Here is a 14,931-nt window from a genome sequence, read left to right as displayed (position 1 = left end):
CCGGCAGCGACGCGCAGCCGATGGTTTACGCTGCGCGTCTCGTCAGAAGGGGATCGATCCGATGCGCCAGAAGCGTCCGCCCCGTGCCGCATCCATACGCGCGTCCAAGGCCGTCCTGCCCACGCCGGCACCGGCGCCGGACGCGGTGGATGGCGCGGGGAAGGCCGGGCCGGCCGCCGCGGGACGCGACCGCCAGCGCGTGGTGACCGTCACCGACATCGCCGATGCGGTCGGCGTCTCGCGCGCGACCGTGTCGCTGGTGCTGCGCGGCAGCCCGCTGGTCCATGCCGACACCCGCGCGCGGGTGGAAGCGGAACTGAAGCGGCAGCGCTACGTCTACAACCGTGGCGCGGCCAATCTGCGCCGGCGCACCTCGACCAGCGTGGCGCTGGTCATCAACGACCTGGCCAATCCGTTCTTCGCCGAGTTCGCGGCCGGCGTGGACGAGGCGCTGGGCGAGCAGGGCTACGTGACCCTGCTCGGCAGCACCGGCGAGTCGCCCGCACGGCAGCAGGCGGTGCTGGGCTCGCTGATGGAGCACACGCCGGCGGGCGTGATCCTGTCGCCGGCCGAGGGCAGCGATGCCGCCGAACTGCACACGGTGCTGGACGCGCGCGCGAACGTGCTGCTGTTCAACCGCGAACTCGCCGGCGCCGACGACTGGGGCTTCCTCGGCCTGGACAACCAGCGCGGCGCGCAACTGGCGACCGAGCACCTGATCGCACTCGGCCACCGTCGCATCGCCTTCTACGGTGGCCATGCCGCGTCCAGTTCGTGCCGCCAGCGCCGCGCCGGCCACGCGCAGGCGATGCGCAACGCCGGGTTGCCGGTCGACCCGGCCTGGCTGATCGAGTCGGCGCCCAACCGCCTGGAAGCGGCTGCGCGCCACGGCGAGCTGTTCGCCGTCGCGGCGCCACCGACCGCGGCGGTCTGCTACAACGACACGGTCGCGCTGGGCCTGATGCTGGGCCTGCTGGCGCGCGGCATCCGGCCCGGCCAGGACTTCGCCGTCACCGGCTTCGACGACATCCCCGAAGCCGCGGTGAGCACGCCGGCGCTGACCACCCTCGCCGCGCAGCCGCGCGCGCGCGGCCGGCAAGCGGCGCAGCTGGTGCTCGCGCAACTGGACGACCGCGCCGCGCCGCGCAGGACGATCGCGCCGGTGAGCCTGTCGGTGCGCGAAAGCAGCGGAGCGCCGATCGTTGCCGCGCTCGCGTAGCGCTGCGGTCGCGGGTGCGGCCGAAGCGGCGAGTCCGGACGACACGACCGAGCACGCCGTTCCATCGCGACACCCTCTAGACAGAGACGGGCAGATAGTGGATCGCACCACCACCGCGGAGCGTTCCGCGGTTTCGTGGTGAGCGGGCGATTCGCCCCATTCCTCCCTTCGTCGAGAGCCGTCTCATGCATCTGCAGACTGCAGCGCGCCGTTCCGTGGTGGCCAACGCCCTCTACGGCCTGCTCAACCCCATCCCGTTCGGCTGCTTCGTCGCCGCGCTGATCTTCGACATCGTCTATGCCCGCAGCGGCGTGATCCTGTGGACCAAGGCAGCGGCCTGGCTGATCGCGATCGGCCTGGTCATCGCCATCGTGCCGCGCCTGATCAATCTGACCCAGGTCTGGATCACCGCGCGGCGTTCCGCGCTGCCGGGGGAACGGCTCGACTTCTGGTTGAACCTGCTCGCCATCGTCGCCGCCATCTTCAATGCCTTCGTGCACAGCCGCGATGCGTATGCGGTGGTCCCCGCGGGCGTCTGGCTCTCGATCGCCACGGTCGCGCTGCTGGCGATCGGGCATGTGCTCATCGCCATCCGCACGACGCCACGCGAGGGTTACGTCCATGGCTAAGCGCCTCTGCACGTCCGCCTTCGCCCTGAGCTGCGCAATGGCCCTGGCCGCCTGCAGCGGCAAGGCCACGCTCGAACCGACCCAGCAGTCGGGCAACGCGCCGCCGTTGCCGGAAGCCCGCAACTTCCTGCTGCCGCCGATGCGGGTTCCCGAGGGCGTGGGCTGGAAGGAGGGGCAGGCGCCCACGGTGGCGGCGGGCCTGAAGATCGAGAAGATCGCCGGCGGCCTGAAGCATCCGCGCCAGCTGTACGTGCTGCCCAACGGCGACGTGCTGGTGGTGGAGGCCAACTCGCCGGGCATGGAGCCGGTCACCACGCCCAAGCAGCTGATCGCCGACCTGATCCAGAGCCGCTCCGGCAAGAGCGCCAAGGGCGGCAACCGCATCACCCTGCTGCGCAGGACAGCGGACGGCAAGTGGGAGCAGCATGCGTTCCTGAAGGGGCTGCACTCGCCGTTCGGCGTGCAGCTGATCGGCGATGCGCTGTACGTCGCCAACACCGACAGCATCATGAAGTTCCCCTACGTCGCCGGCCAGACCGAGATCACCGCGGCCGGCACGCTGTTCGCCGATCTCCCCGGCACGATCGAGCACCATTGGACCAAGGCGCTGCTGGCCAGCCCCGACGGCCGCAAGCTGTACGTCGGCGTGGGCTCCAACAGCAACATCGGCGAGAACGGGCTGGACGTGGAGTACCGCCGCGCGGCCGTACTGGAAGTGGATGTCGCCTCGGCCAGCAGCCGTATCTTCGCCTCCGGCATCCGCAATCCGACCGGACTGCAGTGGGAGCCGCACACCGGCGCGCTGTGGGCGATCGCCAACGAGCGCGACGAGATCGGTGCCGACCTGGTGCCCGACTACCTGACCTCGGTGCAGGACGGCGGATTCTACGGCTGGCCGTACAGCTATTACGGGCAGAACGTGGATGTGCGGGTCAAGGATCAACGGCCGGACCTGGTGGCCAAGGCGATCAAGCCGGACTACGCGCTGGGCTCGCATGTGGCCGCGCTGGGCCTGTGGTTTTCCCGCGGCGAGACGCTGCCCGCGAAGTACCGCGAGGGCGCGTTCGTGGCCGAGCACGGCAGCTGGAACCGCTCGCCGCTCAGCGGCTACCAGGTGGTCTACGTGCCGTTCCAGCAGGGTCGGCCGGCCGGTCCGCCGCAGACCGTGGTCAGCGGCTTCCACTCGCAGGACCAGTCGCAGCTGTTCGGCGCCCCGGTCGGCCTGGCGCAGGACAAGGACGGCGCGCTGCTGATTGCCGACGACGTCGGCAACAGCGTCTGGCGGGTGAGTTTCTGACCGATCCAAGACTCGCGCCGCCCACCTGCAGGCGGGCGGAGCGAGTCTGCGTGCGATGCGGCGCTTGGCGCGGGGCACGCCGTTCTCTGCCGATCTGAGGCGGCAGGAACGCAACCGTCGAGCGTGCGTACGCGCGCCTGTGCGCCACGCCGATCCCCGCTTTTGCGCCTGGCCCGCGCGTCTGTGACGTGCCTTCAGTCAAGGCGTATTCCGTCCAGCGCTACGAAATGCAGAAGGAGTGGCGTGGTGCGCATCCGTTGCCGCCGCCCTCGTGCCGGGGATGAGCGCGGCAGGCGCGCGTGATGCGTGTATTGTTCGAGATATACGAATCGTATATGATTCATGTATCCCGGACACAGGAGTCCCCAATGGGCATCGTCAACATCGACGACGAGCTGCACGACCAACTGCGCCGCGCCTGCACCGTGACCAGCCGCTCGATCAATGCGCAGGCCACCTTCTGGATCAGGATCGGCATGCTGTGCGAGATGCATCCGGAGCTGTCGTTCCAGGACCTGGTGGCGCGCGAATTGCGTGCGGCCGGTGTGCAACCGCAGGCGTTGAAATCGGGCCGAGCGTGATCAAGCGGCCGGACGAACTCGCGCTGATGGCCGAGTCCGGCCGACTGCTGGCGCAGGTGTTCCATGCGCTGGACCAGCTGCCGCTGGAAGGCCGCAGCACGCTGGAACTCAACGACGTCGTCGAACGGATGATCGTGGAAGAGCTGCACGCGCGGCCGGCCAGCAAGGGCCAGTACGGATTTCCGTTCGTGCTCAACGCTTCGATCGACGACGTGGTCTGCCACGGTGTGCCCTCGGCCGACGACGTGTTGCGCAGCGGCCAGATCGTCAACCTGGACATCACGCTCGAAAAGAACGGCTACATCGCCGATTCCAGCACCACCTACCTGGTCGGCGAGGTCGCCTATCCGGCGCGGCGGCTGGTGCAGGCGACCTACCAGGCGATGTGGAAGGGCATCGCCGCGGTGCGCCCCGGCGCGCGCCTGGGCGACATCGGCCACGCCATCGCCCGCCATGCGCGCGAGCACGGCTACAGCGTGGTGAAGGAATACTGCGGGCACGGCATCGGCCGCGAGATGCACGAAGATCCGCAGATCCTGCACTACGGCCATGCCGGCACCGGACTGGAACTGCAGGAGGGCATGGTGTTCACCATCGAGCCGATGCTCAACCACGGCCGTGCGGCGATCCGCGCGCTGCCGGAGCAATGGCCGGTGCATACGCGCGACGGCAAGCTGTCGGCGCAGTTCGAGCACACGGTGGCGGTGACGCGCAGCGGCGTGCGGGTGCTGACGTTGCGGCCCGGCGAGAAGCCGCTTTGCCGGGTCGATTGACGGGGAACGGCAGGAACTGAGCGCTAGGCCGCAGGATCGTCGAAGCCGAAGACCTGCCTGGGCTCGGCGGCGACGAAGCTGGCAGCGGCAGCGCCTGCCAGGCGTAGCGCTTCGGACAGTGTCTCGCGCGGCTCCTCGCGGCCTTCGTCGGTCAGTTGGAAGGTGCCCCAGTGGAGACCCAGGGCATGCCGGGCAGCCGTATCCTGGGAGACGCGCAGGGCTTCGCCGTGGTCGATGTGCCTGGGCGATGAACGGCGACAGAGCTTCCCGGGAGATCGGACGCCAGCGTGGGCCATCAGCTGGATGGCTTTCCGTCCTTTGGGAGCAGTTCTCCAGCCATCTCTATCGCCTGCTCGCGTGAAGCGGCAAGAAGTAGAGGGTAGCCCCAGAACTTGGCAAAAACGACCGCAAATGCCTTGAAACCAAGACGTTTCGCCGAGTTGGGTTCGACCAGGATCATTGCCAGCACCAGCCTTCGCAATTCGAGCTTGTGCTTCTTCATCCACAGCGCGGTGCGTTTCTTTTCTTCCGGCGAGTGCTCATGGTCTTCAGCCGGTGCGGTATCGGTCAAGAGCACGAAGGGCTCCCCGCGCTGCAGATTTTCTTCGAATTCCTCGAAGTCCTTCTGGTGGTCATGTCCGGGCTCTTGGGCAAGATTCATCCAGACCAGAGGGAAGTCAGAACTGTTCATCGACATGGCCGTTTCCTTTGCTTTTGAGGCGACGCCAGGTGGTCGCAATGGCGAACACGCCCGGCAACGTAATGAAGAACACCGCCGAAAAGGCGATGTGCCAACCGTCGCGCAACCCGTCGGAGATGCCTCCAAGGGTATTCAGGACGACAAGCAGGCTGCCGAGGGCCAGCGCACCCCACTGAGCCTTGCGGGTTCCGATCAGCGCTATAAGCACCGTGACGATCCAACAACCGTAGAACGCGGAAAACATCCACAGCACGCCGGGCTCAAACGTGATCGCCGGTGTTGCTCCGTGCGCTTTCACAAAGTCGTTTACGTAGAAGAACAACTGGAAGGTGACAAAAAGCACGGCACCAGCGGCTGTCGTCAACCAGAACAAGGCGACCTTGTCTGGGTGGTTCGTGGCCGGGTCTTGTGCGGGGCGCGAGGGGGACTGAAGAGGCATGGGAGTTTTCTCGATATCAATGGCGATATGTCTGAGGATTTCCAACGGCTGAAGCGTTCGCCTGAGCGCAGATCAATACCGGTAGTTCAGCGTCACCATCACGTTGCGGGGTGCGCCATACCCCACGGTGTCGAAATCGCCTTTCTGTAGCGCGTACTTCCTGTCGAAAACGTTGTTGACGTTGACGGCCACGTTGGTCTGCTTGGTGATGGAGTAGCGCCCCATCAGTGATGCCAGGGCATAAGACCCCTGTTCCCCGCCCAGCGAACTGGTGCCGGTGTTGGGCGCCTGGTAGAAGCGGCTTTGCCATTTGACGCCTCCGCCCAGCGTCAACTTGCTCCACTCTCCGGGCAACTGGTAGCTGGTGAAAAGCTGGGCCGTGGTGCGCGGCAATTGCGAATTCAAGCGCACGCCATCGCCATCTTGCGCCGTGAAATGGGCGATCCCTGCGTAGATGTTCCAGCCACGCGCCAACTCGCCCTGCAGGTCCAGCTCGATCCCGCGCGACTTCGTCCCGTTCGCGCCTCGATAGGCTTGGGCACCGGCTGGCGTATAGGTTCCTGCGACCATCTGCGCCACGTTGCCCAGCTCGGTCTCGAACAAGGCCACCGACGCATTCAGACGCCCGTCCATGTAAGCGCCTTTGAGGCCGATTTCCTTGGTCTTTCCCTTCGCCGGCGTGAGCACGTTGCCCCTGCTGTCGCGATAGTCGGTTTGCGGATTGAAGATGCCCGTGTAGCTCACGTAGGCCGAATAGGTCTTGTCGATGTCGTAGACCACGCCGGCATACGGGGTGAATTCACTGCGCTTCTTGTAGTGCAACGACGAGCCACCGACGACGTCGTCGATTTCGTAGTTGCTGAAGCGGCCGCCGACAATGAGTTTCAGAGGCTCGGCCAGCGAGAACCGGGCGGCGCCATAGACACCGCTCTGCTTGATTCGGGTGCGGGTCGGTATCCAAGCCATGGCATCGAAGTTGGGGCGCGGATAGGCTGGACTCAGCGCATAGACATTGACCGGCGCAAAGCCGGGATAGAACGGAGCGACATCCTCCTGGCCGGCCGTGCGGCGCGAACGCGTCGCCCCCACCACCAGGTCATGCTGGCGGCCAAACAGTTCGACGGGGCCGCTCGCCATCACGTCGAAGGTGTTTTGACGGCTGCGACCTTCGGACGCCAGTGCTACCGGATACGCCCCGTAGGGATAGGTGCCCAGTCCCGTGGCGCGATCGGGGCGGCCGATCAGGCCGAGGAGTTCGGCATCGTAGTCGGTGCGGTACTGGTTGGCGACGGCCCGGAGTTTCCACCCGTTGTCGAAGCGGTGTTCGATCTCGGCAAACGCCGTCTTGAGGGTGTTGTCCCAATGGCTCCAGTCCTGCGCGTAGTTCCTGGAACGTGAGTACTCCGCCTGCGTGCCGTCGCTGAACCACAGCGGCAACCCTCCCCAGGTGGAGCCCTTCGGCGTGATGTCCTGGTAGTCGTAGCCCAGGCTCACCGTCGTGTCTACTGTCAGATCTGCCTCGATGATGCCGTAGAACGACTTCCTCTTCGGCTTGTAGCCGTCGATGTACGCGTGTCCGTCCTGGTACGTCCCCACCATGCGCGCGCGGATGCGACCGTCCTCGGTCAACGGCACCGAGATGTCGCCCATGCCCCGGTAGGTGTCCCAACTCCCGCCACCAAGCGAGGCGGCTGCCGAGAAGTCGCGGCTCGGTTGTTTGCGCACCAGGTTGATGGCGGCCGAGGGATTGCCGGTGCCGGTCAGCAAGCCGGAGCCGCCGCGCACGACCTCGACACGATCATAGAACGCGGTATCGAGGGAACCGATGCCGCTCCCGTTGACGATGTCGCCGACGACGGTGGGAATGCCGTTGTACTGAACGTTGTTGATCAGGAAACCACGCGAATAGAAACTCGTTCGTTCGCTGTCGGACTGGTACGACGCGACGCCCGTGGCGTTCTCCAGCACGCCCTGCACCGAATTCAACTGTTGATCGTCCATGCGCTGGCGCGTGATCACCGTCAGCGCCTGTGGCGTTTCCTGCAGGGACAGCGGCAGGTGCGTCGCCGCCGCGGTTTCGCCCGTGGTGTAGGAGCCGGTACCTTCGGTGGTCGCCGTATCCCTGCGACCCGTTACGGTAATGGCCGGGAAGGCTGTCTCCTCTTGAGAGGTCCCCTCTGGCTTGGTTTGGATCTGCGCTGGCTCGGCGGCGAATGCGCCCTGCGCGCCAATGAAAACTGCGACCGCAACTGCCGAGCCAAGCACGGTGCGGGGCGCGCTCCTGATGGCGGCCTTGTACCGCCCATCCAGATGAGGATGAGCGGCGCACGCTGTGCGCCTATCGATTGGCCAACGGGACTTCCCAGCAGGTGTGAGGGTGGACATCAACAATACTCATTCGCATTTGGGTGCCGTATTTAACAATGCGGACACAGGGGAGTCATGGCGAAACCAGGCCAGATTGTTATTCAGTTAGGCCAAGCGCGATGAGGCTCGACAAGGTGGCCGCAATGAAAAATAGTTTGACCTGGTTTCGCAATGTGACGTCCAGCCGGCGCGGGTACGCTGCGCTCGATCGTGGCTTGCCACGCCTCAGCCCAGCCGGCTTGGCCGGCCGAACAAGCGCTTTGTTCTTATCCAGGAATCCCCTATGTCCCCGCTTCGTCTTTGTATGGCGACGATGCAGTCGGCCAAGCGCGCCTCTTACCCCGGTAGTCGTTGAGAGGAGCGCATGAGTACCGCCGCCGTCTCCCGTGCCAAACCCACTGCCACAAGCGGCGTCGGCCTCGTCGTGGTCCCGATGCCTGGCGCATCGCCCGCAGCAGTGGCGCTGGACACCACGCCATGCCGCTATTGCCGGTTCCGACGATCCGCGCCTTGGGCTGGCTGTGGCCGGCCTCCCTCGGTCGCAAGAATCTGCCGTCAGGCAAACGCATGATGAAGCGCACCGCAGCAGCCGATCCCGCGACCGCATCGCCGACGTCGTCTCAGGAACAACGGTTGGCGACGAGCCGGCTGCGACCGACGATCGCTCGTACCAGCGTCCTGAACGTGCTGGAGCAGGCGACACCGAGCTGTCTCGATGCCAGCCAGATGTATCGCATCCTCAGCACGCAATCCGACAGCCTCGCGCCGGGATCGGTCTACCGGGCGCTGAACGATCTATGGACCGCTGGGTTGTTGGTTCGCACCGAAGGCGCCCGTGGGCGCGCGTTCTATGCCATCAGGCCGGAAGCGCTGAACGACCAGCACGACACGCTGCGCTGCCAGTGCGGCGCGCGGCTGGTTTTCATCGAAGACCTGGCGTTGCATGAACACCTGCGGTCGCTGGCATCCGGGCAGGGCTTCGCTCTCGACGAGGAGTCGGTCTTCACCATCATGACCACGACGTGTGCGCAATGTCGGCCACTGCGCAAGGAAGGACAGCAGGCGACGGAGGGTGGCCGGTGGTCGCGGGCCAGGACGGCCTGATCCAGTCAGGGCGAGGTTTCATCGGGGAGCATGATGCCGGGCACGGAAGCAAGCTCGGGGCCGCTCATGCGATCGGAGAGGTAGCGTGCCGGAGGCTTGCCCACGGCCTTGCGGAACATGGTGACGAACCCGCTGGCGTTTTCGTACCCCAGCTCCAATGCCACCGTTTGCACGCTTTCACCCTTGGTCAAACGTTGCAGCGCAAGGATCACATGCAGCTGCCGACGCCAGCGTCCGAAGCTCATTCCGATTTCGTGCAGCAGAAGACGGCTCATGCTTCGCTCGCTCATGCCGATGCGAACAGCCCAATCGGCCTTCGAGGTTTTGTCGGTGGGATCGGCCAGCATCATTTCCGCGAGGCGGCGCAATCGCGGGTCGCGCGGCATGGGCAGATGCAGGTCTTCTACCGGTGCTGCCACCAACTCGTCGAGCAATGCGGCAATCAACCGCTCCTCCCGTCCCCCCAGCGCATATAGCTCCGGAAAACCGGCCACCTTCAACAGCAACTCGCGTAGCAATGGCGATACCGAGATCGTGCAACAGGTCTTCGGAAGATCCGGTGCGGCGTCTGGCTCGACGAACAGGCAGTAGCATTCCGTTTCGCCCGCCCCCCGCGCCGCGTGCGGCAAGTCTCCCGGTATCCAGATGGCGCACTGCGGCGGCACGATCCAGACGCCGTCTTCGATTTCGCAGTTGAGGATGCCGCGTACGGAGTAGATCAGCTGCGCCTTGCGGTGCTGATGCCTCGCATTTTCCCAGTCCTTTGTTACCCATGTGGCACTCAAGGCCACAACGGGCCGCGAGACGCTGTCGACGTCCCTGGGCACAGTTAGATCGGTGATTGCGATGCTCGACATGTTGTCTCGCAGAGCCTCGGATGGAAAAGGAGGCTTTGGCCTAATCGGAAAATATAATCGCTAGCTTGCTCAATTAAGTCTAGCTGCTCCGCAGGCAAGGTGCGATCAGCCATGCTGACCATTCCTTGCGTTCGGGGCCTGGCTCCTCCTGACTGGGGTGACGAACACGGCGTTCGGGTGCTGAAGTTGCGGCCTGGGAAGAAGCCGCTTCGCCAGATCGATTGACGAGGAAACGGCAGGTGCGCAGCGCTACGCCGCCGGATCGTCGAAGCCGAAGACCTGCCCGGGCTCGGCGGCGACGAAGCTGGCAGCGGCAACGCCTGCCAGGCGTAGCGCGTCCGACAGCGCTTCGCGCGGCTCCTCGCGGCCTTCGTCGGTGAGTTGGAAGGTGCCCCAGTGAATGCCCAAGGCATGGCGGGCGCCGGTGTCCTGGAAGATGCGCACGGCTTCGGTGGGGTCGATGTGCTGGGGCGCCATGAACCAGCGCGGCGCGTAGGCGCCGATGGGGATCAAGGCCACATCGGGTGCGCCGTGCCTGGCGCGGATCTCGCGAAAGATGGCGCCATCGCCGTAGCCGGTATCGCCGGCGAACCAGACGGAACCGCGTGCGGTCTGGATGAAGAAGCCGCACCACAGCGCCATCCTGCGGTCGCGCACGCCGCGGCTCGACCAGTGGTTGGCGCGGGTGAGGATCACTGCCGCGGTGTCGCCGATCGGCAGCCGATCGTGCCAGTCGCCGGTTGCGATCCGTGCATCGGGAACGCTGTTGCGCAGCAGGAGGTCGTTGCCCAGCGGCATCACGAACAGCGGGCGATGCGCTCGATGCAGCTTGCGCAAGGTCGCGATGTCGAAGTGATCGTAGTGGTTGTGGCTCAGCAGGACCGCATCGATCGGCGGCAGGTCAGAGAGCTTCACGCCCGGTGCCGTGACCCGCTTGGGGCCGGCGATCTGCGAAGGGCTTGCGCGCTGCGACCAGACCGGGTCGGTGAGCAGGTTGATGCCGGCCATCTGGATCAGCAGCGTGGCATGGCCGACCATGGTGACGCGGATGCGATCGCTCCGCTGCGCAGGAACGGTGGGCGTCACCGCTACCTGCGCGGGCCAGCGCACCGCGCCCATGGCGGCTTTCCAGCGCAGCACGTTTGCCAACGAGTTGTCGATGGTCGGCTGGCCTGGATTGAAGAAGCGCACCCCGTCGAAGTGGTCGCTGACGGGGCCGCTGTAGTAGGGGTTTTTCATCGGAAAGGTGATCGGTGCGAAGGGGGGGGCGATGGCGCAGGCAGAGCGGCGAGGAAGGGATCGGGAAGCCCGACTTCGGCTTATCCGACACCGGCTCTCGGCTCGATTCCGTGCAACAGCAACCGCCCATGCTGTTCGGCCAGCGCGCCGAGATCCGGCGCGTGCGCGCTGTCGCTGCCGAAGACCTGGTGGAACAGCATCGCCATCATCATCGGCCCCATGATCGACAGCACGTAGAGCTTGGGATCGCCGGCGGGGGCCGCGCCGCGCGCCTGGGCTTTTTCGATGATGCCGGCGACGGTGGACATCACCCGGTCGATGGCTTCGGCGTGCCAGATGCGGGCGAGTTCCGGAAACGCGCGGCTCTCGCCGATCACCATGCGCACGATCGCGGGCAGGCGTTGGTCGCCCATGCGCTCGGCGGCGCGCGTCAGCAGCAGGGTGGTGAGTTCGGCGAGCCCGCCTTCGAAGGTGGCGGCGGCGGCCTCGATCGGGGCGAGGTTGGTCAGCAGTCCATGGCGCACGACCGCGGCGAACAGGTCCTGCTTGTTGTCGAAGTACAGGTACAGCGTGCCTTTCGCCACGCCCGCGCGTTTGGCCACGTCCGCCAGCTTGGTCTCGGCAAAGCCGTTCTCGGCGAAGGCGTCGAGCGCGGCGCTCAGGATCTCCGCAGGGCGGTCGTCCTTGCGGCGTTTCCATTTGGGTGTCGTCGGTTGCGTCATGCGGTCTCGATGCTAGTGCAGGCTGTATCCGTGGGACACACGATACGCATCCAGCGCCGTGAGTGATGCATCGGCCGCGGCGAAGGCGACATAGCCGTCGGGGCGCAGCAGATAGGCCGCGTCCTGCGCGAAGCCGGCAGCGTGATGTTCGGGCTGCCATGCGAAGACGCGCAGGACGATGCCGCGGGCGTCGCACCATGCATCCAGCTCGGGCGGCGCGCTGCCGTAGAGGTGCAGCTGCCAGCCGATCTGCGGCAAGGGCGCGTAGTTGTCGGCGTCGGCGGTCTGCACCCACGGCAGGCGATCGCCGCCTTCGACGGCGCCGGCCCTGCCGGCGCTCAGCGGGCTGTCGCGATAGTGCAGCATCGTCTGCGACACGGTGCGGAACATCAGCTCGCTGACGTTGCGCAGCCGGTAGGCCAGGCTGGCCAGGGTCGGGGCGATGTAGGTCCTGACGAAACCGGCGACGCTGCCTTCGGCGGTGACCAGGGTGAAGGCGCGGTCGGTGGTATTGACCAGGCTGCGCGCGAACGCCTGCCGTTCGGCGGCGTAGCTGTCGAGCACGGCGTCGGACGCGCGGCCCTTGAGCACGTCGGCGAGTTTCCAGGACAGGTTGATGGCATCGAGGATGCCGGTGTTCATGCCCTGGCCGCCGACCGGGCTGTGGACGTGCGCGGCATCGCCGAGCAGGAACACGCGGCCGTGGCGGAAGCTGTCGGCGACGCGATGGTGCACGCGATAGGTCGAGAACCAGTTGACCTGGTCGATGCGCACGCCGAGGTTGCGGATGGCGTCCTGGCTGACGTCGCCGAAGGTCAGGCTCTCCGCCCGGTCGGCACGCTCGTCGCGCACGGTGCCGATCAGCCGGTAGTGCCCGGTGTTGCTGTAGGCCAGCACGAGGATGAAATCGCCGTCGCCGAGTGCGATATGCGCTTCGTCCATCGACTGCAGGCCGCCGAGTTCCACGTCGGCGACATAGAACACCTGCCTGTAGGTGCCGCCTTCGAAACCGATGCCGAGTTGATGACGCGCCGGCGAGCGTGCGCCGTCGCAGGCCGCCAGATAGCGCACCTCCGCGGCCTGCTCGCTGCCGTCGGGCAGGCGCAGGCGCGCGGCGACGCGATCGCCGTGGTCCTCGAAGGAGAGCAGTTCGGTGTTGCGCTCGACGGCGACGCCCAGCGACTGGAGCTGGGCGATCAGCAGGCGCTCGTGCTGGTCCTGCGGGTACACCAGCACGAACGGGTAGGGCGAGATGCCCGCCGCGGAATCCTGCAGTGCGATCCGCGCGCGGCGCTTGCCGCGCGCCCACAGGTTCATCGCCGGGGTGCGATGGCCGGCGGCGACGACCGCGTCCGCAATGCCCACCTGGCGGTACAGCTCGAGGGTGCGCGCCTGCACCGCCATGGCACGCGAGGTCTCGCCCGGGCCGGCGCTCTTGTCGATGAGGCGCACGCCCACCCCCTGCCGGGTCAGCCACAACGCCAGGGTGAGTCCGGTAGGGCCGGCGCCCACGATCAGTACTTCGGCCATGGCATGCTTCCTCGATATAAATGACCAATGGGTCATTTATTGCAGGCCCAGGTCTGGGAGTCAAGCAACGGCCGCTGGGCGGACGCATGAAGTCTTCCCAAAAGCGACGCAAATCGGAGCCTGCTTGTGCCGATGCGGCGATGACGGCGTTCAATGTCCGCAGAAAATGCGGCGATCGTGCGTACGGCCATGGCCTCGCCTGTTCGGCGGCTTCTGATCACCGGCAAGTGGCGGCGCTGGCCGAATGCGACAGCGACACCGCATTGCGCGGCATCGCGGAACGGGCGCAGCGTGGCGTGCTGCGCAGATCCCTGGCGGGAGACGCAGCACCAGCTACGAGATGGTGGCGGGAGACGAGCGTCGTTCGCGGCGGCGGACCGGCTCGCGGGCCACAGGCGGGCTCAGCCGCGCCGTGCGGCTTCGATCGCGGCGATGTCGATCTTGATCATGCCCATCATCGCCTCGAACGCGCGCCTGGCCACCGCCGGATCGGGATCGGTGACCGCGGCGGTCAGTACGCGCGGGGTGATCTGCCACGACACGCCCCACTTGTCCTTGCACCAGCCGCAGGCGTTTTCCTGGCCGCCGTTGCCGACGATGGCGTTCCACAGGCGGTCGGTCTCGGCCTGGTCGTCGGTCGCCACCTGGAACGAGAACGCCTGGCTATGCGGGAACGCGGGGCCGGCATTGAGGCCGAGGCAGGGAATGCCGAGCACGCTGAACTCGACCGTCAGCACGTCGCCCTGCTTGCCTGCGGGGTAGTCGCCGGGCGCGTGGTGCACCGCCTTTACCGCACTGTCGGGAAAGGTCTCGGCGTAGAACGTTGCGGCCTCCAGCGCGGTGCCGTCGAACCAGAGGCAAATGGTGTTCTTGCTGATCATCTGGACTCTCCTGAATGGACAGGGATACCGCATCGAATGGCGTGGCCGCTGCGCGACAGGCGACAGCCGTGGCGCGCATGCGACACGCTGCCGGCATGTGCCCGCTGGCTGCTGCGGCACGATTAGGCGACGGATGGCGCAGGAAGGCATGTCGCACGGCAGCATGGCGCATGCGGGCCGGCGCGGGCCGCGGGCCGTCGAGGCGGGCACGGGCTAGCAAGCCCTTCACCTGCGGTGTGGTGTTTTAGAGGCCGCACAACCACACGGAGCTTTGCATGGACACCACGCTGATGCCATGGGTCGCCGGACTGTTCATCCTGTTCGTCGGATCGGCCTTCTATCTGGTCACCCGGGCCAAGAAGAATCGCGACCGCCCGGCCAAGGACGCAGCCGCGACGAAGTCCGGCGACGATGCGTCGCTGAAGAAGTAGCGTTGCATGGCCGGCGTGCGCATGGCGCGCTGCCGCGAGCGTCCTGTCGCGACGCGGCAATCCGAATGCCGCTGTTCCTGCGGTTTTCCCGCCTGCAATCGGATGTGAGAACGCCACGCTGATCGTGCGCGCCGCGCGTGTGGAGGAATCCAGCCTGGCTTG

15 protein-coding genes are annotated in these 14,931 nt (G+C 66.3%); 7 read left to right on the top strand and 8 right to left on the bottom strand.

Features of this window, described 5'->3' with window-relative positions; all coding sequences use genetic code 11:
* Positions 1 to 61 precede the first annotated feature (61 nt).
* From HDC36_RS12150 to map, 5 genes are all read left to right on the top strand, one after another.
* The gene (locus HDC36_RS12150) at positions 62 to 1,219 is read left to right on the top strand and encodes a substrate-binding domain-containing protein (protein ID WP_218848156.1); all 1,158 of its coding nucleotides are present in this window, start codon (positions 62 to 64) and stop codon (positions 1,217 to 1,219) included.
* A gap of 185 nt (positions 1,220 to 1,404) precedes the next feature.
* A complete protein-coding gene (locus tag HDC36_RS12145; protein WP_179567584.1) occupies positions 1,405 to 1,848 on the top strand; it encodes a DUF2231 domain-containing protein in 444 nt (147 codons plus the stop codon).
* Complete coding sequence (locus tag HDC36_RS12140) at positions 1,841 to 3,145, top strand: sorbosone dehydrogenase family protein (RefSeq protein WP_218848154.1); 1,305 nt, start codon at positions 1,841 to 1,843, stop codon at positions 3,143 to 3,145. Before HDC36_RS12145 ends, HDC36_RS12140 begins: the two co-directional genes overlap by 8 nt.
* 368 nt (positions 3,146 to 3,513) lie before the next feature.
* Positions 3,514 to 3,726, top strand: a complete 213-nt coding sequence (locus HDC36_RS12135) for a ParD-like family protein (protein ID WP_179567582.1) — start codon at positions 3,514 to 3,516, stop codon at positions 3,724 to 3,726.
* On the top strand, positions 3,723 to 4,499 hold the full coding sequence (gene map, locus HDC36_RS12130) for a type I methionyl aminopeptidase (protein ID WP_179567580.1): 777 nt from the start codon (positions 3,723 to 3,725) through the stop codon (positions 4,497 to 4,499). Before HDC36_RS12135 ends, map begins: the two co-directional genes overlap by 4 nt.
* Positions 4,500 to 4,794: 295 nt before the next feature.
* Here the strand turns inward: map and HDC36_RS12125 are convergent, their stop codons facing one another.
* The 3 genes from HDC36_RS12125 to HDC36_RS12115 are packed head-to-tail and all read right to left on the bottom strand — an operon-like array spanning position 4,795 to position 8,023.
* Positions 4,795 to 5,196: a hypothetical protein gene (locus HDC36_RS12125; protein ID WP_179567578.1), complete on the bottom strand. Its 402-nt coding sequence runs from the start codon at positions 5,194 to 5,196 to the stop codon at positions 4,795 to 4,797.
* Positions 5,177 to 5,683, bottom strand: coding sequence for a hypothetical protein (locus HDC36_RS12120; protein WP_255432694.1), 507 nt, complete (start codon positions 5,681 to 5,683; stop codon positions 5,177 to 5,179). Before HDC36_RS12120 ends, HDC36_RS12125 begins: the two co-directional genes overlap by 20 nt.
* A 27-nt stretch (positions 5,684 to 5,710) precedes the next feature.
* Positions 5,711 to 8,023 carry a TonB-dependent siderophore receptor gene (locus HDC36_RS12115; RefSeq protein ID WP_179567576.1) on the bottom strand — a complete coding sequence of 771 codons (2,313 nt, stop codon included), beginning with the start codon at positions 8,021 to 8,023 and terminating at the stop codon, positions 5,711 to 5,713.
* Positions 8,024 to 8,482: 459 nt separating this feature from the next.
* Between HDC36_RS12115 and HDC36_RS12110 the strand changes: the two genes are divergently transcribed.
* A complete protein-coding gene (locus tag HDC36_RS12110; protein WP_179567574.1) occupies positions 8,483 to 9,109 on the top strand; it encodes a transcriptional repressor in 627 nt (208 codons plus the stop codon).
* Between the two features lie 5 nt (positions 9,110 to 9,114).
* Here HDC36_RS12110 and HDC36_RS12105 read toward each other — a convergent pair whose 3' ends face one another.
* From HDC36_RS12105 to HDC36_RS12085, 5 genes are all read right to left on the bottom strand, one after another.
* Positions 9,115 to 9,966, bottom strand: coding sequence for a helix-turn-helix transcriptional regulator (locus HDC36_RS12105; protein WP_179567572.1), 852 nt, complete (start codon positions 9,964 to 9,966; stop codon positions 9,115 to 9,117).
* 249 nt (positions 9,967 to 10,215) lie between these two features.
* A complete protein-coding gene (locus HDC36_RS12100) occupies positions 10,216 to 11,085 on the bottom strand; it encodes an MBL fold metallo-hydrolase (RefSeq protein ID WP_255432693.1) in 870 nt (289 codons plus the stop codon).
* Between the two features lie 200 nt (positions 11,086 to 11,285).
* Positions 11,286 to 11,927, bottom strand: a complete 642-nt coding sequence (locus tag HDC36_RS12095) for a TetR/AcrR family transcriptional regulator (protein WP_179567568.1) — start codon at positions 11,925 to 11,927, stop codon at positions 11,286 to 11,288.
* A gap of 12 nt (positions 11,928 to 11,939) precedes the next feature.
* Positions 11,940 to 13,457, bottom strand: a complete 1,518-nt coding sequence (locus tag HDC36_RS12090; RefSeq protein WP_179567566.1) for an FAD-dependent monooxygenase — start codon at positions 13,455 to 13,457, stop codon at positions 11,940 to 11,942.
* Between the two features lie 401 nt (positions 13,458 to 13,858).
* Positions 13,859 to 14,338: a VOC family protein gene (locus HDC36_RS12085; protein WP_179567564.1), complete on the bottom strand. Its 480-nt coding sequence runs from the start codon at positions 14,336 to 14,338 to the stop codon at positions 13,859 to 13,861.
* A 275-nt stretch (positions 14,339 to 14,613) separates the two neighbouring features.
* On the opposite strand from HDC36_RS12085, the gene HDC36_RS12080 reads away from it, so the two are divergent.
* Positions 14,614 to 14,769, top strand: coding sequence for a hypothetical protein (locus HDC36_RS12080; RefSeq protein WP_179567562.1), 156 nt, complete (start codon positions 14,614 to 14,616; stop codon positions 14,767 to 14,769).
* The last annotated feature ends 162 nt before the right edge of the window (positions 14,770 to 14,931 follow it).

The organism is Xanthomonas sp. JAI131 (assembly GCF_013410075.1).
Lineage (GTDB): Bacteria > Pseudomonadota > Gammaproteobacteria > Xanthomonadales > Xanthomonadaceae > Xanthomonas_A > Xanthomonas_A bonasiae.
Note: the sequence above shows the minus strand (reverse complement) of the source record. Positions and strands in the feature narration are given on the sequence as shown.

Excerpts from the sequence above, each read along its gene's own strand:
- HDC36_RS12150 (WP_218848156.1), top strand. The coding sequence starts at position 62 with ATGCGCCAGAAGCGTCCGCCCCGTGCCGCATCCATACGCGCGTCCAAG.
- HDC36_RS12145 (WP_179567584.1), top strand. The coding sequence starts at position 1,405 with ATGCATCTGCAGACTGCAGCGCGCCGTTCCGTGGTGGCCAACGCCCTC.
- HDC36_RS12140 (WP_218848154.1), top strand. The coding sequence starts at position 1,841 with ATGGCTAAGCGCCTCTGCACGTCCGCCTTCGCCCTGAGCTGCGCAATG.
- HDC36_RS12135 (WP_179567582.1), top strand. The coding sequence starts at position 3,514 with ATGGGCATCGTCAACATCGACGACGAGCTGCACGACCAACTGCGCCGC.
- HDC36_RS12125 (WP_179567578.1), bottom strand. The coding sequence starts at position 5,196 with ATGTCGATGAACAGTTCTGACTTCCCTCTGGTCTGGATGAATCTTGCC.
- HDC36_RS12115 (WP_179567576.1), bottom strand. The coding sequence starts at position 8,023 with ATGTCCACCCTCACACCTGCTGGGAAGTCCCGTTGGCCAATCGATAGG.
- HDC36_RS12110 (WP_179567574.1), top strand. The coding sequence starts at position 8,483 with ATGCCGCTATTGCCGGTTCCGACGATCCGCGCCTTGGGCTGGCTGTGG.
- HDC36_RS12105 (WP_179567572.1), bottom strand. The coding sequence starts at position 9,966 with ATGTCGAGCATCGCAATCACCGATCTAACTGTGCCCAGGGACGTCGAC.
- HDC36_RS12100 (WP_255432693.1), bottom strand. The coding sequence starts at position 11,085 with ATGGGCGCGGTGCGCTGGCCCGCGCAGGTAGCGGTGACGCCCACCGTT.
- HDC36_RS12095 (WP_179567568.1), bottom strand. The coding sequence starts at position 11,927 with ATGACGCAACCGACGACACCCAAATGGAAACGCCGCAAGGACGACCGC.
- HDC36_RS12090 (WP_179567566.1), bottom strand. The coding sequence starts at position 13,457 with ATGGCCGAAGTACTGATCGTGGGCGCCGGCCCTACCGGACTCACCCTG.
- HDC36_RS12085 (WP_179567564.1), bottom strand. The coding sequence starts at position 14,338 with ATGATCAGCAAGAACACCATTTGCCTCTGGTTCGACGGCACCGCGCTG.
- HDC36_RS12080 (WP_179567562.1), top strand. The coding sequence starts at position 14,614 with ATGGACACCACGCTGATGCCATGGGTCGCCGGACTGTTCATCCTGTTC.